Annotated in this window: 22 protein-coding genes; 8 read left to right on the top strand and 14 right to left on the bottom strand. The window is 68.2% G+C overall.

The window, feature by feature from the left end:
* Window positions 1-22: 22 nt before the first annotated feature.
* Complete coding sequence (locus C0012_RS12745; protein ID WP_111466990.1) at window positions 23-1,255, top strand: acyl-CoA dehydrogenase family protein; 1,233 nt, start codon at window positions 23-25, stop codon at window positions 1,253-1,255.
* A gap of 15 nt (window positions 1,256-1,270) precedes the next feature.
* On the opposite strand, the gene glgC is transcribed toward C0012_RS12745, so the two are convergent.
* On the bottom strand, window positions 1,271-2,503 hold the full coding sequence (gene glgC / locus C0012_RS12750; RefSeq protein WP_111466991.1) for a glucose-1-phosphate adenylyltransferase: 1,233 nt from the start codon (window positions 2,501-2,503) through the stop codon (window positions 1,271-1,273).
* Window positions 2,504-2,613: 110 nt separating this feature from the next.
* Here glgC and glgA point away from each other — a divergent pair, with 110 nt between their 5' ends.
* A complete protein-coding gene (gene glgA / locus C0012_RS12755) occupies window positions 2,614-3,810 on the top strand; it encodes a glycogen synthase (protein WP_111466992.1) in 1,197 nt (398 codons plus the stop codon).
* 7 nt (window positions 3,811-3,817) lie between these two features.
* Here the strand turns inward: glgA and C0012_RS12760 are convergent, their stop codons facing one another.
* From C0012_RS12760 to C0012_RS12780, 5 genes are all read right to left on the bottom strand, one after another.
* Window positions 3,818-4,489 carry a methionine ABC transporter permease gene (locus C0012_RS12760; RefSeq protein WP_232527927.1) on the bottom strand — a complete coding sequence of 224 codons (672 nt, stop codon included), beginning with the start codon at window positions 4,487-4,489 and terminating at the stop codon, window positions 3,818-3,820.
* Window positions 4,486-5,517 carry a methionine ABC transporter ATP-binding protein gene (locus C0012_RS12765; protein ID WP_111466993.1) on the bottom strand — a complete coding sequence of 344 codons (1,032 nt, stop codon included), beginning with the start codon at window positions 5,515-5,517 and terminating at the stop codon, window positions 4,486-4,488. The genes C0012_RS12760 and C0012_RS12765 overlap by 4 nt, the downstream gene beginning before the upstream one ends.
* A gap of 13 nt (window positions 5,518-5,530) precedes the next feature.
* The gene (locus tag C0012_RS12770) at window positions 5,531-6,439 is read right to left on the bottom strand and encodes a MetQ/NlpA family ABC transporter substrate-binding protein (RefSeq protein WP_111466994.1); all 909 of its coding nucleotides are present in this window, start codon (window positions 6,437-6,439) and stop codon (window positions 5,531-5,533) included.
* Between the two features lie 121 nt (window positions 6,440-6,560).
* Complete coding sequence (locus C0012_RS12775; RefSeq protein WP_111466995.1) at window positions 6,561-7,724, bottom strand: SseB family protein; 1,164 nt, start codon at window positions 7,722-7,724, stop codon at window positions 6,561-6,563.
* 52 nt (window positions 7,725-7,776) lie between these two features.
* Window positions 7,777-10,161, bottom strand: a complete 2,385-nt coding sequence (locus C0012_RS12780; protein WP_111466996.1) for an ATP-dependent helicase — start codon at window positions 10,159-10,161, stop codon at window positions 7,777-7,779.
* Between the two features lie 84 nt (window positions 10,162-10,245).
* Between C0012_RS12780 and C0012_RS15495 the strand changes: the two genes are divergently transcribed.
* Window positions 10,246-10,953 (top strand): GntR family transcriptional regulator, encoded by a 708-nt coding sequence (locus C0012_RS15495; protein WP_162622942.1) that lies wholly within the window; start codon window positions 10,246-10,248, stop codon window positions 10,951-10,953.
* Here the strand turns inward: C0012_RS15495 and C0012_RS12790 are convergent.
* Window positions 10,872-11,891 (bottom strand): glycerophosphodiester phosphodiesterase family protein, encoded by a 1,020-nt coding sequence (locus C0012_RS12790; RefSeq protein ID WP_111467203.1) that lies wholly within the window; start codon window positions 11,889-11,891, stop codon window positions 10,872-10,874. The genes C0012_RS15495 and C0012_RS12790 overlap by 82 nt on opposite strands.
* Window positions 11,892-12,015: 124 nt before the next feature.
* Here C0012_RS12790 and C0012_RS12795 point away from each other — a divergent pair, with 124 nt between their 5' ends.
* The 4 genes from C0012_RS12795 (at window position 12,016) to C0012_RS12810 (ending at window position 16,084) form a co-directional block, all read left to right on the top strand.
* Window positions 12,016-12,909: a Bax inhibitor-1/YccA family protein gene (locus C0012_RS12795; protein WP_111466997.1), complete on the top strand. Its 894-nt coding sequence runs from the start codon at window positions 12,016-12,018 to the stop codon at window positions 12,907-12,909.
* Between the two features lie 148 nt (window positions 12,910-13,057).
* Window positions 13,058-13,657 carry a DUF4956 domain-containing protein gene (locus tag C0012_RS12800; protein WP_111466998.1) on the top strand — a complete coding sequence of 200 codons (600 nt, stop codon included), beginning with the start codon at window positions 13,058-13,060 and terminating at the stop codon, window positions 13,655-13,657.
* Window positions 13,654-14,445, top strand: a complete 792-nt coding sequence (locus C0012_RS12805; protein ID WP_111466999.1) for a polyphosphate polymerase domain-containing protein — start codon at window positions 13,654-13,656, stop codon at window positions 14,443-14,445. Before C0012_RS12800 ends, C0012_RS12805 begins: the two co-directional genes overlap by 4 nt.
* Before the next feature lie 19 nt (window positions 14,446-14,464).
* The gene (locus tag C0012_RS12810; protein WP_111467000.1) at window positions 14,465-16,084 is read left to right on the top strand and encodes a carbohydrate-binding domain-containing protein; all 1,620 of its coding nucleotides are present in this window, start codon (window positions 14,465-14,467) and stop codon (window positions 16,082-16,084) included.
* Window positions 16,085-16,093: 9 nt separating this feature from the next.
* Here C0012_RS12810 and C0012_RS12815 read toward each other — a convergent pair whose 3' ends face one another.
* Complete coding sequence (locus tag C0012_RS12815) at window positions 16,094-17,392, bottom strand: alpha/beta fold hydrolase (protein WP_111467001.1); 1,299 nt, start codon at window positions 17,390-17,392, stop codon at window positions 16,094-16,096.
* Window positions 17,393-17,477: 85 nt separating this feature from the next.
* Between C0012_RS12815 and C0012_RS12820 the strand changes: the two genes are divergently transcribed.
* Window positions 17,478-18,671, top strand: coding sequence for an MFS transporter (locus C0012_RS12820; RefSeq protein WP_111467002.1), 1,194 nt, complete (start codon window positions 17,478-17,480; stop codon window positions 18,669-18,671).
* Window positions 18,672-18,698: 27 nt separating this feature from the next.
* Here the strand turns inward: C0012_RS12820 and C0012_RS12825 are convergent, their stop codons facing one another.
* The 6 genes from C0012_RS12825 to C0012_RS12850 form a co-directional block, all read right to left on the bottom strand.
* The gene (locus tag C0012_RS12825; protein WP_111467003.1) at window positions 18,699-19,568 is read right to left on the bottom strand and encodes a formate/nitrite transporter family protein; all 870 of its coding nucleotides are present in this window, start codon (window positions 19,566-19,568) and stop codon (window positions 18,699-18,701) included.
* 157 nt (window positions 19,569-19,725) lie between these two features.
* The gene (locus tag C0012_RS12830; RefSeq protein ID WP_111467004.1) at window positions 19,726-21,351 is read right to left on the bottom strand and encodes a class I adenylate-forming enzyme family protein; all 1,626 of its coding nucleotides are present in this window, start codon (window positions 21,349-21,351) and stop codon (window positions 19,726-19,728) included.
* A gap of 4 nt (window positions 21,352-21,355) precedes the next feature.
* A complete protein-coding gene (locus tag C0012_RS12835) occupies window positions 21,356-22,135 on the bottom strand; it encodes an enoyl-CoA hydratase/isomerase family protein (protein WP_162622943.1) in 780 nt (259 codons plus the stop codon).
* Window positions 22,132-22,533 (bottom strand): acyl-CoA thioesterase, encoded by a 402-nt coding sequence (locus tag C0012_RS12840; protein WP_111467006.1) that lies wholly within the window; start codon window positions 22,531-22,533, stop codon window positions 22,132-22,134. Before C0012_RS12840 ends, C0012_RS12835 begins: the two co-directional genes overlap by 4 nt.
* Window positions 22,534-22,535: 2 nt before the next feature.
* Complete coding sequence (locus tag C0012_RS12845; RefSeq protein WP_111467007.1) at window positions 22,536-24,014, bottom strand: sodium:solute symporter family protein; 1,479 nt, start codon at window positions 24,012-24,014, stop codon at window positions 22,536-22,538.
* Window positions 24,007-24,261 carry a hypothetical protein gene (locus C0012_RS12850; protein WP_111467008.1) on the bottom strand — a complete coding sequence of 85 codons (255 nt, stop codon included), beginning with the start codon at window positions 24,259-24,261 and terminating at the stop codon, window positions 24,007-24,009. The genes C0012_RS12845 and C0012_RS12850 overlap by 8 nt, the downstream gene beginning before the upstream one ends.
* Window position 24,262: the final 1 nt, after the last annotated feature.

The following is a 24,262-nucleotide window of genomic DNA, read 5'->3' on the forward strand; positions in this document are numbered from 1 at the left end:
CTGGCGCCCTAGCCTGGCCCTCATGGCAACGGAGCAGTTCCCCGGCGAGCGCGTGAGCTCGTACAACGTCACCGGACCTCTCGACACCGACTACTACGACGTCTTCGCGGATCTCGCAGACGGCGAGCGCGACGCGTGGAGTCGCGCCCGCGCCGTCGTCGGCGAAATCGCAGACGATCTGCTGGACGCGTGGGAGCGGGCGGAGTACCCACACGAGCGGATCCTCGGCTCGCTCGGACGTCACGACGTCATGACCGACGGTGTCGAACACGACGGCCTCACGCGTCTCAGCCCGCTCGCGGCGGGACTCGTGAACATGGAGCTGTCGCGCGGCGATGGATCCCTCGGAACCGTCCTCGCCGTCCAGGGCGGTCTCGCGCTGCGCACGCTCGCCCTGTTCGGCAGCGATGCGCAGAAGGAGCGATGGCTGCGGCCGATCGCGCGCGGCGAGGTGCCCGGATCCTTCGCTCTGACAGAGCCTGATCACGGCAGCGATTCGACGGGCCTCGAGACGACGGCCCGGCGCGACGGCGACGAGTGGGTGCTGCGCGGCGCGAAGAAGTGGATCGGGAACGGCGCCTCCGGCGGCATCACCTTCACCTGGGCGCGGATCGACGACGAGTCCGACGACGACCACGGACGTGTCGGCTGCTTCCTGGTTGCCCAGGACACGCCGGGCTACCGCGGGGATGTCATCCAGGGCAAGGGGTCGCTGCGCGCGATCCACCAGGCCCACATCCGGCTCGACGACGTGCGCCTGCCCCTCGACGCGCGCCTCCCCGGTGCGCACGCCTTCGCCGACACCTCGCGCGTGCTGTTCGCGACGCGATCGGGCGTCGCGTGGTCGGCCCTCGGCCACGCGACCGCCTGCTACGAGGCGGCGCTGCAGTACGCGGGCGAGAGGATCCAGTTCGGCCGCCCGCTGGCCGGTTTCCAGATCGTGCAGGAGCGCCTCACGCGCATGCTCTCCCAGCTCACCGGCATGCAGCTCTTCTGTCGGCGCCTCGCCGACCTCGAGGCATCGGGGGCGCTGCGCCCGACGCAGGCGTCGCTCGCGAAGTACACGAACACGCGCGCCGCGCGCGACATCGCTCGCGAGGCGCGCGACATGCTCGGCGGCAACGGGATCCTGCTCGAGAACCGCGTCATGCAGCACCTCGCGGACATCGAGGCCCTCCACACCTACGAGGGCACCGAGAGCGTGCAGGCTCTCCTCATCGGCCGGGACATCACGGGCGTCGGGGCGTTCGTGTAGAGTCCCGCCGCCCGTTCAGGCCCTCACGACGGCGTGCTTCTGCACGAGCACGATGCCGCTCGGCGTCACCGCGAATCCGCGCGCGACATCGGCCTCGTGATCGACGCCGATCGACGCGCCCGCCTCGACGACGACGTTCTTGTCGAGAATCGCGCGACGGATGGTCGCCCCCGGCTTGATGCGCGCGTCCTCGAACACGATCGCGTCGTTCACGTGAGCACCGGATTCGACGATGCCGCCTGCGCTCAAGACGCTGCGTTCGATGTGCGCGCCCGAGATCACGCTCCCTGCCGCGACGATCGAGTCGATGACCGTGCTCAGCGTGCCGCGGGCGTCGCGCGTGAACTTCGCGGGCGGGAGATTCACCTGCTGGGTGAAGATCGGCCATTCCTGGTTGTAGAGATTGAACACGGGAAGCACCGAGATGAGGTCCTGGTGCGCCTCGAAGTACGAGTCGATCGTGCCGACATCCCGCCAATAGCTGTGGTCGCGCTCGGACGAGCCGGGAACCGAGTTGCGCACCATGTCGTAGACGCCGGCGGTGCCGCGCTCGACGAAGGCGGGGATGATGTCGCCGCCCATATCGTGCTTCGACTGCGCCTCGTCCCCGTCTGTAACGATCGCGTCGACGAGGGCGTCGGCCGTGAAGATGTAGTTGCCCATCGACGCAAGAACCTCGCCGGGCGAGTCGGGAAGCCCCGCCGGATCCTGCGGCTTCTCCCGGAAGCGATGGATGCACGTCGGATCGTCCGGATCCACCTCGATCACGCCGAACTGCTCGGCGAGCGAGATCGGCTGGCGGATCGCCGCGACGGTCGCCTCGGCCCCCGAGTCGATGTGCGCCTCGAGCATCTGGGAGAAGTCCATGCGGTAGACGTGGTCGGCGCCGACGACCGCGATGTAGTCGGGCCGTTCATCGTGAATGAGATTGAGGTTCTGCAGGATCGCGTCGGCGGATCCCTGGAACCATCGTTTGCCGAGCCGCTGCTGCGCCGGAACGGACGCGATGTAGGAACCCAGCAGCCCGTTCGTGTTCCAGACCTGCGAGATGTGCCTGTCGAGGCTGTGGGACTTGTACTGCGTCAGCACGACGATCTGGCGCAGCCCCGAGTTGATGAGGTTCGAGAGCGCGAAGTCGATGAGTCGGTACTGGGCTCCGAACGGCACCGCGGGTTTCGCGCGAAGCTCCGTCAGAGGCATGAGCCGCTTTCCCTCGCCGCCGGCGAGCACGATTCCGAAGAGCTTCATGGCCACACCGTAGGACGATCGCGCTCCCAGAACCAGACCCCTTCGCGCGACGATCTGCGCGGCTCCTCCGGGGGTTCCTCTGGGGGCATCGCGGGTCTAGGTTGAGGGGCATGCGAGTCGACGTCCTCTCCCGCGAGTATCCCCCCGAGGTGTATGGCGGCGCTGGCGTCCACGTCGCCGAGCTGGTGAAGGCGCTGCGTGCGGGAGGGGTCGACACGGTCGTGCGCACCTTCGGCGCCGAACGGGACGAGCCGGGCACATTCGCCTACGGCACGCCCGACAATCTCGCCGAGGCGAACGGCGCGCTGCAGGCGATGGGCACCGACCTCGCGATCGCGCACAACGTCGCCGGCGCCGACCTTGTGCACTCGCACACGTGGTACGCGAACTTCGCGGGCCGTATCGCGAAGCTCCTGCACGGGATCCCGCACATCGCAACCGCGCACAGCCTCGAGCCCCTGCGCCCGTGGAAGGCCGAGCAGCTCGGCGGCGGATACCGGCTCACGAGCTGGATCGAACGCGAGGCCCTCGGCGACGCCGATGCGATCGTCGCCGTCAGCGAGGGCATGCGCCGCGATCTGCTGCGCGTCTATCCGGATCTCGACCCCGGGCGCGTTCAGGTGATCTACAACGGCATCGACCTCGACGGGTGGAGCCGTGTCGACGATGGCGACGCCGTGCGCGCCCTCGGCGTCGACCCCGACCGCCCATCAGTCGTCTTCGTCGGCCGGATCACGCGGCAGAAGGGGCTCCCCTATCTGCTGCGCGCCGCCCGGCTGCTTCCGCCCGAGGTGCAGCTCGTGCTGTGCGCGGGCGCCCCCGACACGGCCGAGATCATGGCTGAGGTCGAGGGGCTCGTCTCCGAGCTCCGCGGGCGACGCGACGGCGTGGTCTGGATCGATCGTCACCTGCCGCGACCCGAACTGTGCGCGCTGCTCAGCGCCGCGACGACGTTCGTGTGCCCGTCGGTGTACGAGCCGCTCGGCATCGTGAATCTCGAGGCGATGGCCTGCGGTCTCCCCGTCGTCGGAACGCGCACGGGCGGGATCCCGGAGGTCGTCGCCGACGGCGTGACCGGAACGATCGTGCCGATCGAACAGCTCGACGACGGCACGGGCACGCCGCTCGACCCCGATCGATTCGTCGCCGACCTCGCCGAAGCCCTGACCGAGATGGTCTCCGACCCCGAGAGGGCGCGCGCGCTCGGCGCCGCGGGCCGCGAGCGCGCCGAGCGCGAGTTCTCGTGGACGACGATCGCCGCCCGCACGCGCGCGCTCTATGCGGACGTGCTCGCGGACGGACTCTGAACCGGTATCACCGGCGCAGGACGCGGCGCGCGAGCGCGTTGCCGATGGCCTGGACGATCTGCGTCACGATGATGATCGCGACGAGGGCGCTGAGGATGACGACCCAGTCGTTCTGGCGCTGTCCGTAGGCGATCGCCCAGTTTCCGATGCCCAGACCGCCGATCATGCCGGCGACCGCCGACATGTCGATGATCGCGATCGTCGCGAAGGTGTAGCCGAGGATGAGCGGTCCGAGCCCCTCGGGCAGCATCACGGTGAGGATGATGCGCCACGGGCCCGCGCCCATCGCCCGCGCGGCCTCGATGACGCCGTCGTCGACCGTCACGAGGTTCTGCTCGACGATGCGCGCAACGCCGAACGTCGCGGCGACCGAGATCGCGAAGATCGCCGCCGTGTTGCCGATGCCCGTGCCGAGGACGATGCGTCCGAGCGGCTGCAGGACGCCGAGCAGGATGATGAACGGGATCGGCCGGAAGACGTTCACGAGCAGGTTCAGCGTGCCGTAGACGAGCGACTGCTGCAGGATCCCGCCCCGGCGCGTGACGGTGAGGGCGACGCCCACGATGAGCCCGGCGACGCCGCCGAAGACGAGGGCCGCCGAGACGAGCCACAGCGTGATGCCCGTCTGCTCGAGGATGTCGGGGAGGATGGCGACGATGTCGCTCTGGAGGTCGCTCACGCCGTCACCTCCGAGATCGTCACGCCGGACCCGATCGATCCGATCGCCTCGCGCACCGCCTGCTCGTCGCCGCGCACGGCGATCGTCAGCAGCCCGTAGACGCGACCCTGAATGTCGTCGACGCCCCCGTGCACGAGATTGAAGTCGACACCGGCCCGCGCGAGCGCACCGAAGACGCGCGCCTCAGAGACGCCCTCGTCGGTGAACGAGATCGTGAAGAGCCGCCCCTCGTGCTTCTTCCGCAGCTCGACGAGCGCGTCGCCCTCCGGCAGGGCGCGCACGACCGTTCGCACGAAGCGCGTCGCCGTATCGGTGCGCGGACGGGTGAACACGTCGTACGTCTCGCCCGACTCGACGACGCGACCGCGTTCCATCACCGCCACACGACTCGCGATGCGGGCGATGACGTCCATCTCGTGCGCGATGACGACGATCGTGATGCCGAGCTCGCGATTGACGCGCGAGAGCAGCTCGAGCACCTCGTCGGTCGTGTCGGGGTCGAGCGCGCTCGTCGCCTCGTCGGCAAGGAGGATCGCGGGATCCGCCGCGAGCGCCCGCGCGATACCGACGCGCTGCTGCTGTCCGCCGGACAGCTGCTCAGGGTAGGCATCGGCGCGATCGGCGAGCCCGACGAACTCAAGCAGCTCCGAGACGCGGCGCGCGCGTTCGGCACGAGGCACGCGCGCGACCTCGAGCGGATATGCGACGTTGCCGCGGATCGTGCGCGAGCGCAGCAGGTTGAACCGCTGGAAGATCATGCCGATCCCCTGCCGCAGGTGCCGCAGCCGCCGCGGCGAGATCGCGGCGATGTCGACGCCGTCGATGTCGATGGATCCGCTCGTCACGGGCTCGAGACCGTTCATGAGTCGCACGAGCGTGGACTTGCCCGCGCCCGAGTACCCGATGATCCCGAACACGTCGCCGCGCTCGATCTCGAGCGACACCCCGTCGACGGCCGTGACAGCCTCGCCTCCCCGCGAACGTGGCGGGTAGGTCTTCGTCACGTCCCTCAGCGTGATGTGCGGCATGTGCGGCGGCTCGTCACTCGCCCGCGGCGCGGACCTGCTCCTCGACCTCGGCGAGCGAGGCCTGCAGCTCGTCCTTCGGCGTCGTCGCGACGACGGCCGTCCCCCCGCTGACCTGGATGACGCCCTCGAGCACCTCGTCGTTCGCCTGGTAGATCTCGACGAGCTGGTTCAGCACCTCGTCGTCGACATCGTCGGCGCGGGTCGCGAAGATGTTCACGTACGGACGGGCCGACGGATCCGCGGGGTCGTCCGTCGCGATGGCGTCCTCACTCGTGAGGCCGGCGCTCTCGAGGAAGTCGTTGTTGATCACGGCTGCGGCCGCGTCGGGAAGCGACGGGGCGATGAGCGCCGCGTCGAGGCCCTTCACCTCGACCGCCGATTCGTCCTCGATCACGTCGTCGAGCGTCGAGAACGGGCTGCCGCCCTCCTCGAGGGTGATGAGGCCGGACGACTGCAGAAGCAGAAGGGCCCGCGCCTGGTTCGTCGTGTCGTTCGGGACGAGAACCGTCTCGCCCTCGGGAATGTCGGCGACGTCGCCGTACTCGGCCGAGTACAGGCCGAGCGGGTAGGTCACGGTCGCACCGATGGGCTGGAGGTCCTTGCCCGCCGAGACGTTGTAGTCGGCGAGGTAGATGATGTGCTGGAACTGGTTGATGTCCAGCTCGCCCTCCGCGAGCGCCGGGTTGGGCTGCGTGTACTCGGTGAAGTCGACCAGCTCGACCGCGATGTCCTCGTCGGCCGCGGCATCGACGAAGACGTCCCAGTACGCATCGCTCGCGCCCACGACCCCCATGCGCACCGGATTCGACTCGCTTCCGAGGGCGGCGGCGTCGGAATCGTCGGAGGCGCCGGAAGCGCATCCGGCGAGCGCGAGAACGGCGACGGCGGACAGGGAGGCCACGGTGCGGGCGCGGAAGGTCATGATGAAACTCCTCGGGTCAAGGATCATCGACTGTACGCAAGCGCGAGGGCGCGAGGCGAACCATCCCGACATACGGCGCAATGCGCGGGCGGTGGCCCCGCCCGCGCATCATGTCTCGCTGTCAGATCTGCGTGTCGAGGCCCGTGTCATCCGCTTCGTCGGCGAGGGCGAGTACGGGGTCGAGCTCCTCACGCGTGAGCGTCATGAGGGGGCCCGCGGGGTCGATGAGGATGCCGCCGAGCTCGGGGTGGTCGACGAGCACCTTCGCGACCTTCTCGACACCGAACGGCAATGCGCGCTCGCTGCGCCCCTGGGCCACGACCTCGAGGGGGTGCGAGTACACCTGCAGCAGGCGCGTGCCGTTCGCGAGGCGGGCCTCCGCGATCCCCATCTTCTTCTCGTCCTTCGGCGACGGCCCGACGGCGACCCACAGCGGGGGGCGTTCGGAAAGGATCGACGCGACCTTCTTCGGCGTGTCGGTCTCGCGCGGCTGCGCGAGCGCCGATTTGACGCGCAGATTCGGATCGGCCTGCTCGCGCGCTCGTTCGAGGACCTCGCGCGGGAGCACGATGCGATGCGGACCCGATGCGTTGTCGACGATGAGGCCGTCGAAGCCGTTGTCGATCATGTGCCCCAGAATCATGGGAACGGGCTGCGCAACCGCCGAGGTCTGCGCATTGCCGTCGGCCTGGACGGCGGCGCGCAGTGCCTTGCCCGAGCTGAAGACCAGCATGTAGCTCTTGTCTCCGTTGCGCGCGACGCCGAACGAGAGGGTGGCCTTGCCGTTCTCCTGCATCTGCTCGCGGACATCGCCCGTGACGCGCAGGAAGACGTGCCCCTGCATCAGCTGACGGGCAACGCCGAGAAGCTGCTGCGGCGTGGGCTTCTCGGGAAGGGACGCGAGCGCGTCGCGCAGCAGCGTGTTGTCGCGCAGCCCCTTCACGGTCTCGATGTCGTTCGGCGGGGCGGCGGGCGCGAGGGGCAGCTCGCGCGGCGGCACGGGGCGGCCGCCCTGCGGGGCCGGGGTGGGCTGCGGCGAGGGCTGCTCCTGACGCGGCTTCTTCTCGTCGGGCGAACCGACCTCGGGGCCGGAGGGCGCGCCGACGCCCTGGAAGGACGAGAACGAGATGTTGACGCCCGGGGCAGCGCTCTCATCCTGCGGAGCTTCGGCCGAGGCATCCGCCGCCGAGCCTTCCTCCGCGGGCGCCTGGGGCTCCTCGCGCTGCGGATCGACCGATCCGTCGTCGTCGCCGTCGGACTTCTTCTTGCGCGAGAAAAGACCCATGCGCCCAGCCTACGTCCGTCTCTCCAGGGGCGTCACATCCAGCGGCGACGCGTCAGAGCTTCTCGATCGGCGCAACCTTGATCAGCAGCTTCTTCGCCCCAGCCTCCTCGAAACGCACGTGCGCGATGCGCTTCGCACCCTGGCCTGTCACGACATCGACCACGCCCTCACCGAAGTCGTCGTGGCGGATCCGGTCACCGGCCGCGAGCTCGAGGTCACCGTTGTCGCGCACCTTGCCCGTCACGCGATTGGAGAACTCGGCGAGCGACGAAGACGTGCCCTTCGACTCGAGGGGGCGCGCGCCCCATCGGTTCTCTCTGGGGCGCACGGCGTTGAGCGCGCGCGACTGCGTGCCGCCACGCGAATTGACGTCGCCCGGCGATTGACGCCAGTCGATGAGGCCGGCCGGGATCTCCTGCAGGAAACGGCTGGGCATCGCGACCGAGACCTCACCGAACTGCGCGCGCGTCATGGCCAGCGAGAGAAACAGTCGCTTGCGGGCGCGCGTGATGCCGACGTAGAACAGGCGCCGCTCCTCCTGCGGCCCCCCGGGCTCCCCCGCGGCGATGCGATGCGGAATGAGGTCTTCTTCGACGCCCGTGAGAAAGACGACGTCGAACTCGAGCCCCTTCGCGGTGTGCAGGGTCATCAGCGAGACGGTCCCCGATGCGTCGTCGATGTCGTCGCTGTCGGCGACGAGCGCCACCTCGGTGAGGAAGTCGATGATCGTTCCCTCGGGGTTGTTGCGCGCGAACTCGCGCGTCACCGCGACGAGCTCGTCGAGGTTCTCGACCCGCGCCTCGTCCTGCGGATCGCGCGATTGGCGCAGAACGTCGAGGTATCCCGACTTGTTCAGCAGCACCTGGAGCCCCTCGGCGACGGCACTCGGCGGGGCGGGATCGCCCGACGCCGGCAGCAGGATCTCCTGCGCCTCGCGCAGCACCGAATCGAGGTGAGAGAGCGCCTTCTGCAGCTTGGGACCGAGCCCGATCTCGCTGGCGTGACCGATCGCGTCACGGAAGGTGATGTCGTTGTCGGCCGCGAACCGCGCGATGTTCGTCTCGGTGACAGCGCCGATGCCGCGCTTGGGCTTGTTGAGGATCCGCCGCACAGCCATCTCGTCGGCCGGGTTGACGACCGCGACGAGGTACGCGAGTGCGTCCTTGATCTCGGCACGGTCGTAGAACTTCGTGCCGCCCATGATCCGGTACGGGATCGCCGAGCGGATGAAGATCTCTTCGAGCGCGCGCGACTGCGAGTTAGTGCGGTAGAACACAGCGACGTCGCTGTAGTCGACGCCGTCGCGGCGGAGCGAATCGATCTCGTCAGCGACGAACTGCGCCTCGTCGTGCTGCGAGTATCCGGTGAAGCCGACGACCGCCTTCCCCTCGCCCTGATCGGTCCAGAGCTTCTTGTCCTTACGGTCGAAGTTGTTGCGGATGACCGCGTTCGCGGCGTCGAGGATGTTCTGGCTCGATCGATAGTTCTGCTCGAGGAGCACGACCTTCGCTCCCTCGAAGTCGCGTTCGAACTCGGTGATGTTGCGGATGTCCGCCCCGCGGAAGGCGTAGATCGACTGATCGGAGTCGCCCACGACCGTGAGGGAGGCCGGCTCGTCAGCCGCATCGGGCATCAGCGCGACCATGCCGCCGCCCACATCGACGCTGTCTCCCTGGACGGGGCGCGTGAGCTCGCGGATCAGCTGATACTGCGCGTGGTTCGTGTCTTGATATTCGTCGACGAGGATGTGTCGGAACCGGCGGCGGTAGACGTCGGCAACCTGCGGGAACGCGCGGAACAGGAAAACCGTCTGCGCCAGCAGATCGTCGAAGTCGAACGCGTTCGCGCGGCGCAGGTGGCGGGCGTAGTCCTGGAACACCTCCGCGAACACGCGCTCGGCCGGGTCGTTCATATCGGCCTGACGTGAGTGAGCATCGGCGTCGATCAGCTCGTTCTTGAGCTTCGAGATGCGGCTCTGCGTCGTCGCAGGCGTGAGCCCGTAGGCGTCGGCCTGATGCTCCTTCACGAGCCGCTTGAGCAGGGCGCGCACATCGCCCGAGTCGTAGATCGTGAATGCCTTCGTGAAGCCGAACTGCTCGGCCTCGCGACGCAGGATGCGCACGCAGGCCGAGTGGAACGTCGAGATCCACATGCCCTTCGCCTGCTCGCCGACGAGCTCCTGGACGCGCTCACGCATCTCGCCCGCCGCCTTGTTCGTGAAGGTGATCGCGAGGATCTGGCTCGGCCAGGCGTCTCGGGCCCGCAGCAGCGACGCGATGCGGTGCGTGAGGACGCGAGTCTTCCCGGATCCCGCCCCCGCGACGATGAGCAGCGCACGTCCGCGATACTCGACCGCCTCGCGCTGCTGCGCGTTCAGGCCGTCAAGAAGCGGATCGTGGTCGGATGGGACGAGGGGCGAGTCGGGTGCATCAGGCATGGCCCGATCGAGTTTATGAGAGACCCCTGACATTCAGCGGCGTAGTATCGCAAGAACAGCGACGGGAGAGCCGTGGAAACCGACATGTCCGAGACCCAGGCGCAGCACAAGCGGCTCGCCGACATCGTGTACGAGAGACTCTGCCAGGCCGTCGTCGATGGCTCGCTCACCCCCGGTCAGCGCGTGCGCGACAGCGAGCTCGCCGACCGCCTCGGCGTCTCGCGCATGCCCGTGCGCGAGGCCCTGCAGCGCCTCGAGCGGCAGGGGCTCATCGAGATGGTCGCAAGCCGGTACACGCGCGTGACCGAGGTCACCCCCGAGATGCCCGCCCAGTCGCTCGAGTTCCTCGGCTACCAGCTCGGGATCGGCATCCGACTGGCCGTGCCGAGGATGGACGAGACGGCGCGCGCTCAGGTCACGGCTCTGCTCCGCGAAATCGGCCGCCTCGTCGCGAACGAGCCGAAGTCGGCCTATGAGGGCACGCAGCGACTCGGCGAGATCCTCGGAGCGCACAGCAACAACCCCCTCTTCCAGTCGACGATGTCCGACGCGTGGCTCACGCTCTCGCGCAATCTGCGCGGGACCTTCCCGATCGTCACGGCCGCTGCCGATATCCGAGCGACGCTCGAAGAAGCCGCGGTCGCGATCGAGCGAGGCGACGCGATCGCCGCCGAAGAATGCGTGCGAAGGATCTTCCTTCTGGGACCGGGTCAGTCCGGGTTGGTCGGTCGCGTCTCGAACCCCTGGGACGACGACGGCGACGAGAGCGCCCTCCGCGCGAGATCGGGCTGATCGGCGAACACTCCGGTCACGCCGGCCGCGCGCAGCGCGCGCCATTCCGCGCGCCAATCGCCGTGCGCGGCGCGTGCAGAACCGAGGCGGTATCGCCGCGCCAGAAACGCGTTCTCGGCGCGGAACGTCCAGGTGAACAGCTCGAGCCCGCGTTCTCGCGCCTCGAGCGCGAACCGCGGGGGCGCCGTCTCACGGAGCAGAAGGCTCTTGTGCACGCTGATGCCGTCGATCTGCGCGGCGAGAGAGTCGAGATCCTTCAGCTGGGCACGGTACGTGGGGGCAGCATCGCCCTCGGCGAGCGCGAGATCAAGCGCGGTTCCCGCGCGCTCGACGAGGTACACGTACTCGGCACGGATCCCGTGAACGCGCACCGCGTCGAGCGCAGACTGCTCGAACGACTCGATCACGAGGCGCCCCGGCGCGCCCGGCTTCTGCCAGCCCGACGCCCGTATCTCCTCCGCGACGAGGGCGGGGAGATCGATCCCGATCGCGGAGAAGTACGGCGCGTGCTTGATCTCGATCACGACGCCGACCCCGCCGTCCCGCGCGATGTCGAGCACCTCCCGGAGGGTGAGGATCCGGTCCTCGCCGTCGTGCGCGGCGCTCGCGGGACGCAGCTTCGGGATCCTCTCGCGGCAGCGGAGCGTGCGCAGCTCGTCCCAGGTGAAGTCCTCCGTGAACCATCCCTCGAGCACGTGGCCGGCGAACTCCTTCGTCGTGCGCAGGTGCGCGAACTCGGGGCGGCCTGCGATGTCGGTCGTTCCGGAGATCTCATTCTCGTGCCGGACGACGAGCTCGCCGTCACGCGTCGCGACGACATCGGGCTCGATCGCGTCTGCCCCCTGGGCGATCGCGAGTTCGTACGCCGACCGGGAGTGCTCCGGCCGATAACCGGGCGCGCCGCGATGGCCGATGACGATGGGGGCGGAGGAACGCATCGTCACAGGGTAGAGCTGCCCCGAGAAATCCGCGTGAACACAGCCCAGCCATAGGCTCGCGTCGATACTCTGGAGGAACCGCGCGCACGCGCGACCAAGAGAACCCAGGAGTGTGACCGCAGCAATGGCCAGCGCCGGATTCAACAACCCCTACTTCACGCAGGAGCCTGGACGCGCCCAGAACGGGTACGCCACGCCCCTCACTCCCACCGCGCCCCCCGTTCCGCCCGCGCAGGGCGTCGCAGATCAGGCGCAGATCGAGGGCATGTACGCCGCGCCCTCCGCCGGCACGCCGCAGACCGGCCGCATGACGTACGAGGACACGATCGTCAAGACCGTGATCCTGTTCGCCATCATGCTCGCCGTCGGCGTCGTCAGCTGGTTCATCACGCTCGGCGGCACGCTCTCGCCCCAGTCGGCCCCGACCCTCAACCTCCTGCCGGCGATCATCGGTGCCGTCGGCACGCTCGTCATCAGCCTCGTCATCGCCTTCCGCAAGACGGCACCCGTCGCGCTGACGTTCGCCTACGCGGTCGTGGAGGGGCTCTTCGTCGGCGGCATCTCGGCGTTCTTCGAGGTGGTCTGGCCCGGCATCGTGTTCCAGGCCGCGCTCGCGACGATCGCCGTGATCGGTACGACCCTCGCCCTGTTCGCGAGCGGCAAGATCCGCGCCTCGGCGAAGATGACGAAGATCGTCATGATCGCGATGATCGGCTACGGCGTGTTCTCGCTCCTCAACATCGGTCTGATGATGTTCGGCGTGCTGCCCCCGGAGCTGACGTTCGGCATGCGGGACATCACGATCATGGGCATCCCCCTTGGTGTCATCATCGGCATCGCCGTCGTCCTCATGGGCGCGTACATGCTCGTGCTCGACTTCGACGCGATCCAGCGCGGCGTCCGCAACGGCGCCCCCGCGAAGCTCGCCTGGACGGCCGCCTACGGCATCATGGCGACCGTCGTGTTCATCTACATCGAGATCCTGCGAATGATCGCGATCCTGCGCGGCAGCGACTGAGCAGCCGCCTGAGAGAGAAGGTCCGTCCCGGTTCGCCGGGGCGGACCTTTTTCGTGGGCGCAGACGAACTCATGTCCTGCGCTTCACCGCGGCATAGATGCCACATAGGGCGGGTCACTTCACTCGAAGTGAACGAAAGGTGAACACCATGCCCGACCTCACGATGCTCCTCATCGACCTCGCCGCGATCACGATCCTCACGATCGCGGTCTACTTCCGCCGCCATCGTCGGCGCGACCTCGTCGTCGCGTTCTTCGGAGTGAACATCGGCGTCTACGCCGTCGCATACGTGCTCGGTTCCGCCGACGTCGCGATGGGACTCGGCCTCGGTCTCTTCGGCGTGCTCTCGATCATCCGGCTGCGTTCAAGCGAGATCTCCCAGCGCGAGGTCGCCTACTACTTCGCGGCCCTCGCGATGGGGCTCATCGCCGGGCTGACCCCGGCATTCGGGGTCATGCCGGCCGTACTCATCGGCCTCATCGTCCTCGCCCTCGCGATCGTCGATCACCCGGCCCTCTTCGGAGCCACCCGGCACCGCACGATGCAACTCGACGAGGCGATCGCCGACGAAGACGAGCTTCGCGCCGTGATCGGCGCCCGCGTCGGTGGCGACGTGCGCTCGCTGAACGTTCAGCACATCGACTTCGTCAACGACACGACGCTCGTCGACGTGCGCTACCGCGTGACGAGCCAGGGCGATGAGCGAGATCGGGAGCGCAGCGCCGATCGCGCTGAGGTGTCCGCATGAGCACGGCAGTCATCGAGGGTGTCGCATCGCGGTTCCGTCCGATCGGGCTCGACGAGCTCGTCGCGGAAGCCGCGCTCCTCACCCGCGTCGACCGGAAGTACCTCGTCCCCGCCGAACGCGTGATCGGGATCCTCCATCACCTGGACGACGCGACACGCGTACTCGAGATCGACGGCGAGCGCCGATCCCACTACGGATCGATGTACTTCGACACCCCTGATCTGCTGAGCTACCACCTCGCGGCGCGCGGTCGGCGCCGACGCTTCAAGCTCCGTTGCCGCCACTATGTCGACACCGATGCCGCCTTCCTCGAGATGAAGACGAAGGGCAGCCGCGGCACAACCGTCAAGGAGCGCATCCCGCACCCGACAGACGCCGTCGAACGGCTCACGCCCGAAGGCCGCTCGCACGCGGCCGAGGCGATCTCGGCCCTTGGCCTCGAGGAGACGCTCGTCGACGATCTCGTCCCCACCCTGCACACGGGCTACCGCCGCATGACGCTCCTCCTGTCGGATGGCGCACGCGCGACGGTCGATTCCGATCTCGAATGGGCCGACACGTGGGGCGGACATCTGACGCGGCCCGGCCTCGTCGTCGTGGAGACGAAGTCGTCCTCGCGCGCTTCCGTCGTCGACCACCTGCTGTGGCGTGCGGGGATCCGGCCGTCGTCGGTCAGCAAGTTCGCGACCGGACTCGCCGCACTGCGACCCGATCTCCCGTCGAACAAGTGGAGCCGCGTGCTCCGCACCCATTTCGCCGACGGCGCGCCCTCGACTCGCGTCGCCTGATTTCCCAAGGAGAACCACCATGACCACATCCCCCTCCCGCCGGCACCGGCCCGCTCTCCGCGTCGCGGTCGGCCTCGGCCTCACCTTCTCTCTCGGCGTCGCGGCCCTCACAGGCTGCTCGGCCATCGCCGACGCCGCGACAGATTCGACGCCCTCCGACGGCACGGCGACGACCGCATCGACGGCCTCGAAGTCCGAGAGCGTGTCGGCAGTCGTCGAGGCGAACGCCGACCAGACCGTCGTCAACGACGACGAGTGGTCGGCGGACGACGCACAGGACATCGCGCTGTCCGGATCCACCGCGGAGACCGACGCGTCCGGTGTGACGGTCGCGGACGGCGTCCTCACGATCACCGAGGCCGGCGTGTACCGCCTCTCGGGCGAGTTCTCCGGCTCGGTCGAGGTCGACGCGGCCGACGATGCGCAGGTCGTGCTGATCCTCGACGGCGTCACGATCGAAGCGGAGGATGCGCCCGCGATCCAGGTGATCTCGGCCGATGATGTCGCGCTCTTCCTCGAAGACGGATCCACGAACGCTGCCACGTCGACCGGTTCATACGACGAGGAAGCCGAGGCCAACGCCGCGGTCTTCGCCGACACTGACCTCACGATCTCAGGCAACGGATCGCTGACGGTCGACGGATCCGCGAACGACGGCATCACCAGCAAGGACGACCTCGTCGTGCTCTCCGGAACCATCGACGTCACCGCGGCCGACGACGGTCTCCGCGGCAAGGATTCGCTCACGGTGCGCGGCGGTGAGATCACGGTCGATGCCGGGGGCGACGGCCTCGTGAGCGACCAGGACGACGACGACACGGAGGGCTGGGTCCTCGTCGAAGGCGGCACGCTCGACGTCACGGCCGGAAGCGACGGCATCGACGGATTCACCGACGTCATCATCACGGACGGCGACATCGCGATCGCCGCGGACGAGGGCATCGAGGGCGGCACAGTCGCGATCGGCGGGGGCAGGATCGACATCGTCGCGTCCGACGACGGAATCAACGGATCCGCCGGGACACCGGACTCGACGACGACGTCTGCCGAGGATTCCACGGCCGACGAGGATTCCACGGCCGACGAGGACGCCACGGCAGATCGTGAGTTCCCTGGCGGCGAGATTCCCGAGGGCGGGGACCGGCCCGACATGGGCGGCGGCATGCAGGACACGGGCGAGTGGGTGCTCATCGCGGGCGGCGAGATCACGATCGACGCCGCGGGCGACGGCCTCGACTCCAACGGATCCCTCGAGATCACGGGCGGCACGATCGTCGTGGGCGGCCCCACGAACAGCGGCAACGGCGCACTCGACGCGAACGGCGAGATCACCGTGTCAGGTGGCACCCTGCTCGCGCTCGACGCGGGCGGCATGAGTGAGACGCCGTCGACCGACTCAGCTCAGGCTTGGGTCGCCGCGAGCGCCTCCGGCTCGGCCGGCGCGACGATCGAGATCGTCGCGGCCGACGGAACCACCCTGTACTCCGACGAGGCCGCGAAGGACTTCGGCGCCGTGGTGTTCTCGAGCGCGGACGTCGCCGCCGGAGAGAGCTACACGATCACGGTCGACGGCTCCGAGGCAGCCACCGTGACGACCGGCGAGGCCCTCGCTGGAGGCATGGGCGGCCCGCGGGGCTGACTCGCGATGTCAGCGCAGCGGCCCGCCCTCCTCGATCACGCGGTCGAGGAGACGGCGGACGACCCGCGGATCCTGGCGGATCCCGTCGTGTTCGAACTCGTTCGTGATCCACAGATGCATGTTCGGCACGGCGTCGCGGGTCGCCTCGGCGAACTCGATCGGCACGAACATGTCGTCGTGGTACATCGCCGCCGCGACGGGCACCTCGTTGCGGGCCAGCTGCGCGCGATCGTACAGCTCCGGGTGATCGGTGCGCTCATGCAGCGCCATGACTGCATCGCGGAACGGGCGCAGCGACGCGATCTCGTCGAACTGCCACGGGAAGAACATCTCGCCCGTGAACGGCATCGGGCGTCCCGCCGCGACCTCCTCGGCGGCATCGAACCCGCCGAGCTCCTGTCGCATGCGGTGCGCCGCCCACCGGGTGGCGCCCGCCCCGTCGGCGTAGATCTCCTCCTGCAGCACGGCGTACAGGGGCCCGCTCCAGTACTGCGTGCGCTGGTCGACTCCGTCGAGGAAGGCGTCGCTAAGCCGCCCGGACGGAAGGATCGCCTCGTCGAGCAGCCACAGCAGCCGCTCCATTCCGGGGCCCATGCCGAAGTCGATCCCGAGCGTCTGCAGCCGGCGGGCGCTCAGCCGATCCCCACTCGGCAGCAGCACTTCGTCGTTCTCGACGATGTCGACGATCGTCTGCAGCGTCTCGACGTGCCAGGGGTAGCGGCGGGAGAACTCCGCGGTCTTGCGCTGCACGCGCGGCAGGGTGTTCCGGTAGATATCGTCGATCGACGGGTCGATCGAGGTGATCCCGCCCGTGACGTAGCTCGCCTCGAGCGCGTCGGGCGCGAACGACAGATAGCTGAGCGTGAGGAACCCGCCGTAGCTCTGGCCGAGCGTCTGCCACCGGATGCCGCCGAACACCTCGCGGCGGATGTGCTCAGCGTCGGCGATGATCTGCTCGGCGCGGAAGCAGCGGATGTAGTCGGCCGCTTCCTCCGCCGTCATCCCGGCGACCGTCGCGCGGTCGATCGGCGTCGAGCGTCCCGTGCCGCGCTGGTCGAGCAGCAGCACGCGATGCGTCTTCAGAGCCTCGTCGATCCACCCCTCCCCCGGCATGGGCCGCGGCCCTTTGCCGCCCGGTCCTCCCTGCAGGAACAGGAGGACGGGCGCGTCGGACATCCCGGGCTTCTGCAGCTCGCGAGCGAAGAGGCCGATGCTCCGTCCGCTCGCGGGATCCGCCCAGTCAAGAGGGGCGGAAACGGCGTGGTCGCGGACGAGAACGCCGCGCAGATTGAACTCGTGCGTCGTCATCCCTCCATCCTCGCGCACAGCGCGGAATCCGCTCTCCAGAGAGGCAGGTAGATTTGCGAGGTCCTTCTCATCTCCCGGGAGCCGCATGTCCGTCACTCTCCGCGCGCACCGCAACGCGCTATTCGTGCTGTTCCTGCTTCCCGGCATCGGGATCGCGTCGTGGGTCACGCGGACCCCCGATGTGCGGGATCTCCTCAGCGCGTCGACTGCGGAGATGGGGCTCATCCTTTTCGGCTTGTCGATCGGCTCGATGATCGGGATCCTCGGATCTGGGCCTCTGGTGTCGCGCTTCGGCACGCGCCCGATGATCGCGGTCGGCGCGATGATCGTCGCCCTCGGCGTCGCGACCGCCGGCGCCGGATCCGCGGCCGGATCCGGCCCCGTCGTGGCGCTCGGGCTCGCGCTCGTGGGGCTCGGCATGGGCGGCGGCGAGGTCGCGATGAACGTCGACGGCGCCGAGGTCGAGCGCCTCCTGGGCCGCTCCGTGATGCCCACCCTCCACGGCTTCTTCAGCCTCGGCACCGTCCTCGGCGCCGTCGTCGGCATGCTCCTCACGGCGATCTCGTTCCCCGTCGGCTGGCACCTCGGGATCGTCGCCGTCGCCATGGCGATCGTCGTCGTCGCGGCGATCCGCTCCGTACCGAGCGGATTCGGGAAGCGATCCGCCTCCGCAGCGAACGAACGATCGCCGCGCCCGCGCGTCTGGCGCGATCCGAATCTCCTGCTGATCGGCGGCATCATCCTCGCGCTCGCGATGGCCGAGGGAACGGCGAACGACTGGCTGCCGCTCCTCATGGTCGACGGGCACGGCTTCGACGCGGCCCTCGGATCGGCGACCTACGTGGTCTTCGCCGCGTCGATGACGATCGGGCGATTCCTCGGCGGTGGCTTCGTCGACCGCTTCGGCCGCGCCGCGGTCCTCGCCGGGAGCGCGCTCCTCGGCGCTCTGGGCCTCGCGGTCATCATCTTCGTCGACAGCCAGATCGCCGCCGCGGTCGCCGTCATCCTCTGGGGCGTCGGCACCTCGCTCGGGTTCCCCGTCGCGATCTCCGCGGCGGGCGATTCGGGCCCCGATTCGGCGGCGAGAGTGTCGTTCGCGGCGACGATCGGGTACATCGCCTTCCTCGTGGGCCCGCCGGTCCTCGGCTTCCTCGGCGAGCACTTCGGACTGCGAACAGCCCTCGTCGTGGTGCTCTGCCTCGTCGCCATCGCGATCTTCCTGTCCCGCGGGGCCCGCACCGTGACGGACCGTGCGTCGGCCGACGCCGACATTCGGTGAGCGGGACTGCCGCCGCGCCGGATTCGATCAGCCCTGCGGCGGCACGCGCGTCGGTGCGGCCGCGAACGTCTTGCCGTTCGGACGGGTGTGCACGACTCGCTTCGGGCCCGTGCGCCCGTGCGTGGCGAAGATCATGAGCCCGACGAAGGTGAGTCCTCCCACGAGATTCCCGATGACGGTCGGGATCTCGTTCCAGATCAGGTAGTCGCCGACCGTGAAGTCGGCGCCGAGGAGCAGCCCGGTCGGGAAGAGGAACATGTTGACGACCGAGTGCTCGAAGCCCATGTAGAAGAACAGCATGATCGGCAGCCACATGCCGATCACCTTGCCGGGCACCGAGGTGGACATCATCGCCGCAACCACGCCGGTCGACACCATCCAGTTGCAGAGCATGCCGCGAATGAAGAGGGTGAGCATGCCGCCCGCGCCGTGCTCCGCGTAGCCGAGTGTGCGGCCGTGGCCGATCTCGCTGATCGCCTCGCCGACGACGCTCGGCTCGCTCGTGAAGCCGTAGGTGAAGTAGATCGACATGCACAGCGCCACCATGAACGCTCCGGCGAAGTTGCCGAGGAAGACGAGCCCCCAATTGCGCCCGATCCCGCCCACCGTGATGCCGGGCCGCTTGTCGAACAGCGCGAGCGGCGCGAGCGTGAACACGCCCGTGAGCAGGTCGTAGCCGAGCAGGTAGAGCAGGACGAAGCCCGCCGGGAACAGCATCGCACCGACAAGCGGATTGCCTGTCTGCGTCGCAACGGTCACGGCGAACGCTGCGCCGAGCGTGAGCATCGCGCCGCCCATGAACGAGCGGATCAGCGTGTCGCGCGTCGACATCAGGACCTTCGACTCGCCGGCATCGATCATGCTCGTGACGAGCTCGGCGGGCTTCACATACGACATGGGGCCTCCTCGGATGGGGTCCCCCACAGCGTGCCCTGTGCCCATTTCCGGCGTGTGTCGGTTCACGTTTCGCGCCGGCTCCCGAGATCTCACGGGCGACGGCGCGGTGGCGTGAGGGGAACGGCGCCGTCGCGCCGCCGGAATCTGGCCGTTCTCCCTACCCCGTCTGCTTCAACTTCGTCCGCTGGAGTTTCCCGGTCGTGGTGTGCGGCAGGGAATCGACGAAGCGCACGTCACGCGGATACTTGTAGGCCGCCATCCGTGCGCGTGACCACGCGATGATGTCGTCCGCTGTTGTCTCCGCGCCGTCACGCAGCACGATGAATGCGCGCACGCTCTCGCCCCGCTTCGGGTCCGCGTATCCGACGACGGCGGCCTGCGCGACATCGTCGTGACGGATGAGCATCCCTTCCACCTCCTCCGGGAACACCGAGTACCCCGAGCTCTTGATCATCTCCTTGCTGCGACCGTCGAAGTGCAGGTACCCCTCGCTGTCGATCCGCCCGAGATCTCCCGTGTGATACCACCCCTCAATGAGGACCTCGGCGGTTGCCTCCGGCCTGCCGCGATACCCCAGGAAGACGCTGGGCGAGCGCACCAGGATCTCCCCGACCTCGCCGCTCGGGAGGTCTCTCGACGCATCCTCGGGATCGACGATGCGCAGCTCGGTCTCGAAGGTGGGCCTGCCATGGCACCCGTACCGGATCGCCTCCGGAGGCATGAGGGTGTCGCCCGTGTGGGTCTCGCTCATGCCGTATGCCCACTCGAACAACGGGACCCCCGCGACGGCCTGCCAGCGGTCCGACAGATCCCGATCGATCTGCATTCCGAAGCTCGTGCCGAGCGTGAGCCGTACGTCCCGCAGCGCCGCCGACTGGTCGACGTCCGCGTCCAGAAGACCCAGCGCGATCGGAGGCGTCACGTAGAGCACCGTTGCCCGGGTGCGTGCAACGTCCTTCAGCATGAGGATCGGATCGAACCGCGCTTCGACGACGATCGTCGCCCCCACCATGAGCGGGGACGTCATCCCCACAACCATGCCGGCGATGTGGAAGATCGGCATGACCGAGCAGAAGACGTCGTCGCCGGAGAAGCCGTAGGTCTCGACGAGGCACGCCGTCTTGAACTCGGCGTTGCGATACGAGAGCATCGCACCCTTCGGCTTCCCCGTGGTCCCGGAGGTGTAGATCACGAGGCTCGGGTCGTTGACCATGTCGATGTCGACGGGAGCGGGCTCGGGACGCGTCCCCGCCACGATGTCCGCGAATCTCGCGGTCTCCGCCGCCCCGCTGTCGCGGACGACGGCCGCAGACGCGTCGACGGGGATCGATGAAGGGTCCGTGACGACATCGGCGAAGTTCGCACACACCACGGTGTGGACATCGCTCGTCTCCACGCGCCGGAATACGTCGACGAGCTCGTCGAAGGTGATGAGGACCTTCGCCCCCAGATCTCCCAGCTGATACTCCAGCTCCCACTCCTTGAACATCGGGTTGCACGGCCCGACGACAGCTCCCAGGCGCTGAATCGCGAGGAACGACACGATGAACTGCGGCGAGTTCTGCATGAACAGCCCCACCGCATCGCCCTTCTCGACCCCGCGCTCCGCGAGATAGGCGGCGAGCTGAATCGCCTGCCTCTCCAGCTCCGCGTAGCTGATCGATTGATCCCCGAAGACGATCGCCGGGTGGTCGGGCCGCTCGCGCGCGTGCTCGGCGACGTAGGCATGGACCGGTTGATCGCGTGTCGGCGCCGTGCGGGCGCCGTGCGTCGTTTCGTTCATGGGCTCATCTCCCCTCGAACTGCGGATCCCGCTTCTCCGCGAAGGCGCGCTTGCCCTCGGCGAAGTCGTCGGTCTGGGCGCTCGCCGCCGTCGCCTCGACCTGAAGGTCGAACGCCTCTCCCACCGAGAGCGTCTCGCCCGAGCGCATCGCCGACTTCATCAGGCCGATCGCGCGGGTGGCCGATCCCGCGAGGGATCCGGCGAGTTCCGCAGCGACGTCCTGCACCTCGTCGGCGGGCACGCGACGGGCAAGCAGACCGAGCCTGTCCGCCGTCGCCGCGTCCATCATCCCGCCCGTCGCGAGCACGCCCATCGCCACGTGCCAGCTGGTGCGACGAACCAGCATCGTGGTGCCCGCGGCAATCCCTCGCAGGACGAACGGCAGTCCGAAACGTGCCCCCTCGTCCGCGACGATGAGGTCGCTCGCCAGGGCGATCTCGAATCCCGCGCCCAGCGCGTACCGCTGAACGGCACACACCACCGGCTTGTCCAGCTCGAGGATCTTCGTCACGATGCGCGGATAGCCGCCCGCGTAGCGCGCGTGCAGGTCGTCGGGCTCCGGATGCTCGGCGGTTCCCATGTCGACAAGGTCGTCGCCCGCGCAGAACGCCTTTCCCTCCCCGCGCACGAGCACCGCCCGCACGGCCGAGTCGGATGCCGCCTGGTCCAGCGCATCGCAGATCGCCGCGATCATCGAGTTCTCGAGCGCGTTGAGCGCGTCGGGCCTCGCGAGTGTGATCTCGAGGACGCCTCGCGTCCGCGTGATTCTGATCCGATCCGTCACTTCTTCTCCTCCTCCAGACGCTGCCGGTCCAATTCCGCGCGTATCTCCGGTGGCACGGGGGCCGGACGACCATCCGGCCCCACATGTACGTAGGTTGTCTTCCCCGTCACGCAGATCTCGCCCCGCTGAAGAATCCGTTCGTCCAGAGTCACGGAGGTGTTCCCGACTCGTTCGATGCGGCATTCGACCGTCGCCGTGGATCCGTAGTGCAGCTCTTTCTCGAACACCACGGCGTACGCCTTGACGATCATCGACCAGTTCTCGAGAGTCCCGTCCGTCATGAACAGCCGGAACAGCTCGCTTCGCCCCGCCTCGAACCATACGGGAGGCACGGTGTTGTTGACGTGGCCGACGACGTCCGTTTCGCTGATGCGTGGCTCGATCTGCGTGACGTACACGGCTACCTTCCCTGTCGCGCTGGCGCCGGGGTGTCGACGTACTCGCGCTGATGCGCGATGACGACGCGTTCGAGCTCAGCCTCGCTCGGCGGTCGGCCGACCCAGACGCCGATGAGGCACGCGACCAGCGACAGCGGCAGCGACACCGTGATCTGGGACAGGGTCGGCATCTCGACGCCCCACAGCAGGATGAGATAGGAAGCGCCCCCGACGATCGCACCGAGGAGCGCGCCCAGCGTGTTCATGCGCTTCCACCAGATCCCGAGCAGCGTCGGGAAGAAGAGCGTCGAGGCCAGCAGGCCGACGGCCGCGGTGTAGAGAATCGTCAGCAGCTCGGGCGGGTTCAAAGACAGCGCCACGGTCAGCACTCCGAAGCCGAGAACGCTCCAGCTCGTGAGCTTGCGCAGCGACGAGTCCTTCATGTTCGGACGGAACTGACCGACGAGGTCATAGGCGAACGCGCCGCCGAGGCCGAGCAGCATGGCGCTCACAGACGACATGACGGCTGCGAAGATCCCCGCATACGCGAGGCCTGCAACCCAGGCGGGCGTCTGCTGTGCGAGGAAGACGAGGAACGTGTTGTCGAACGAGGACAGGTCGTCCCCGCCCTGGAGGATGATGACGGCACCGACGATGAAGACCGTCGTCACGATCGACGTGACGATGTACAGCCCGAGGCCGACGGCGAGGCTGCCGCGCCCCGCGCGCTCCGACTTCGCGGCGAAGATGCGCATGATCGTATGCGGCAATACCGCGTTCACCGTTCCCCAGATGATGAAGGCACCGATGTACGACACCAGGGGGTAGGTCTCCGCGCCGGACCAGAGCGGACGAAGGGTGGTCGCGAGATCGTACAGCGATGCCGGGCCGCTATGAGCAGCGAAGGCGATACCCCCGCAGATCACGACGACAGAGATCATCAGCAGTCCCTGCACGAAGTCCGTCAGCGTCACAGCCTTCATCCCGCCGAAGAACGTGTAGAAGATGTAGACGGCGCCGATGGCGATCACCGACCAGCCGTAGTCGAAGCCGAACAGCTGCTCGCCGAGCATGCCGCCGACCTTCATCTGCGCGACGAGGTAGGCGACGAGGACGCCGATCAGAACGATCGGAACGATCGTGTTCAGCACCTTGTTGTGGAACCGGACGCGCAGGAACTCCGGGACGGTCGAGATGCGCATATTACGCAGAACCTTCGCGAGGAAGAACGTCGCGATGAGGTATCCGAGCGCGACGCCGCCGTTGTATGCGGTGATGTAACCCCAGCCTCCGGCATAGGACAGGCCGATGTTGCCGAGCATCGTGCCACCCGTCGCGAAAGCCGCGAAGATGGCGAAGCCGTTGACCCAGACGCCGACGTTGCCGCCGCCGGTGAGGTATTCGCGGCTGCTCTTGTTCCCGCCGCGACGGGCGTATATGCCGATGCCGATGCAGAACGCGATGTACGCGATGAGGATGACGAGAGGGATCGGGTTAGGCATTGTCGCCCTCCTCGCCGGTCGAGTCGTTGCGCGTGACGATGAGGTCGATGATCATCACGATGAACGCGGCGATCATGAGCCCGCACAGCATGTAGTTGATCAGCGACGTACCGCCGAGCATGGTGTTGTATGCCCACGGATTGAGTGTGGCGACCGTCAGGATCAGCATGACGATGGTCGCCCAGAGCCGGAACCGCGAGATGCGGAAGAAGCCCCGCGTCGCGGCCGGTCGGGATTCGATGCTCATG

Source organism: Microbacterium suaedae, from assembly GCF_003254645.1.
GTDB classification, from domain to species: Bacteria; Actinomycetota; Actinomycetes; order Actinomycetales; family Microbacteriaceae; genus Microbacterium; species Microbacterium suaedae.

What these genes read in the sequence shown, in the direction of transcription:
- C0012_RS12745 (WP_111466990.1), top strand. Translation starts at nt 23, where the DNA reads ATGGCAACGGAGCAGTTCCCCGGCGAGCGCGTGAGCTCGTACAACGTC.
- glgC (WP_111466991.1), bottom strand. Translation starts at nt 2,503, where the DNA reads ATGAAGCTCTTCGGAATCGTGCTCGCCGGCGGCGAGGGAAAGCGGCTC.
- glgA (WP_111466992.1), top strand. Translation starts at nt 2,614, where the DNA reads ATGCGAGTCGACGTCCTCTCCCGCGAGTATCCCCCCGAGGTGTATGGC.
- C0012_RS12765 (WP_111466993.1), bottom strand. Translation starts at nt 5,517, where the DNA reads ATGCCGCACATCACGCTGAGGGACGTGACGAAGACCTACCCGCCACGT.
- C0012_RS12770 (WP_111466994.1), bottom strand. Translation starts at nt 6,439, where the DNA reads ATGACCTTCCGCGCCCGCACCGTGGCCTCCCTGTCCGCCGTCGCCGTT.
- C0012_RS12775 (WP_111466995.1), bottom strand. Translation starts at nt 7,724, where the DNA reads ATGGGTCTTTTCTCGCGCAAGAAGAAGTCCGACGGCGACGACGACGGA.
- C0012_RS12780 (WP_111466996.1), bottom strand. Translation starts at nt 10,161, where the DNA reads ATGCCTGATGCACCCGACTCGCCCCTCGTCCCATCCGACCACGATCCG.
- C0012_RS15495 (WP_162622942.1), top strand. Translation starts at nt 10,246, where the DNA reads ATGTCCGAGACCCAGGCGCAGCACAAGCGGCTCGCCGACATCGTGTAC.
- C0012_RS12790 (WP_111467203.1), bottom strand. Translation starts at nt 11,891, where the DNA reads ATGCGTTCCTCCGCCCCCATCGTCATCGGCCATCGCGGCGCGCCCGGT.
- C0012_RS12795 (WP_111466997.1), top strand. Translation starts at nt 12,016, where the DNA reads ATGGCCAGCGCCGGATTCAACAACCCCTACTTCACGCAGGAGCCTGGA.
- C0012_RS12800 (WP_111466998.1), top strand. Translation starts at nt 13,058, where the DNA reads ATGCCCGACCTCACGATGCTCCTCATCGACCTCGCCGCGATCACGATC.
- C0012_RS12805 (WP_111466999.1), top strand. Translation starts at nt 13,654, where the DNA reads ATGAGCACGGCAGTCATCGAGGGTGTCGCATCGCGGTTCCGTCCGATC.
- C0012_RS12810 (WP_111467000.1), top strand. Translation starts at nt 14,465, where the DNA reads ATGACCACATCCCCCTCCCGCCGGCACCGGCCCGCTCTCCGCGTCGCG.
- C0012_RS12815 (WP_111467001.1), bottom strand. Translation starts at nt 17,392, where the DNA reads ATGACGACGCACGAGTTCAATCTGCGCGGCGTTCTCGTCCGCGACCAC.
- C0012_RS12820 (WP_111467002.1), top strand. Translation starts at nt 17,478, where the DNA reads ATGTCCGTCACTCTCCGCGCGCACCGCAACGCGCTATTCGTGCTGTTC.
- C0012_RS12825 (WP_111467003.1), bottom strand. Translation starts at nt 19,568, where the DNA reads ATGTCGTATGTGAAGCCCGCCGAGCTCGTCACGAGCATGATCGATGCC.
- C0012_RS12830 (WP_111467004.1), bottom strand. Translation starts at nt 21,351, where the DNA reads ATGAACGAAACGACGCACGGCGCCCGCACGGCGCCGACACGCGATCAA.
- C0012_RS12845 (WP_111467007.1), bottom strand. Translation starts at nt 24,014, where the DNA reads ATGCCTAACCCGATCCCTCTCGTCATCCTCATCGCGTACATCGCGTTC.
- C0012_RS12850 (WP_111467008.1), bottom strand. Translation starts at nt 24,261, where the DNA reads ATGAGCATCGAATCCCGACCGGCCGCGACGCGGGGCTTCTTCCGCATC.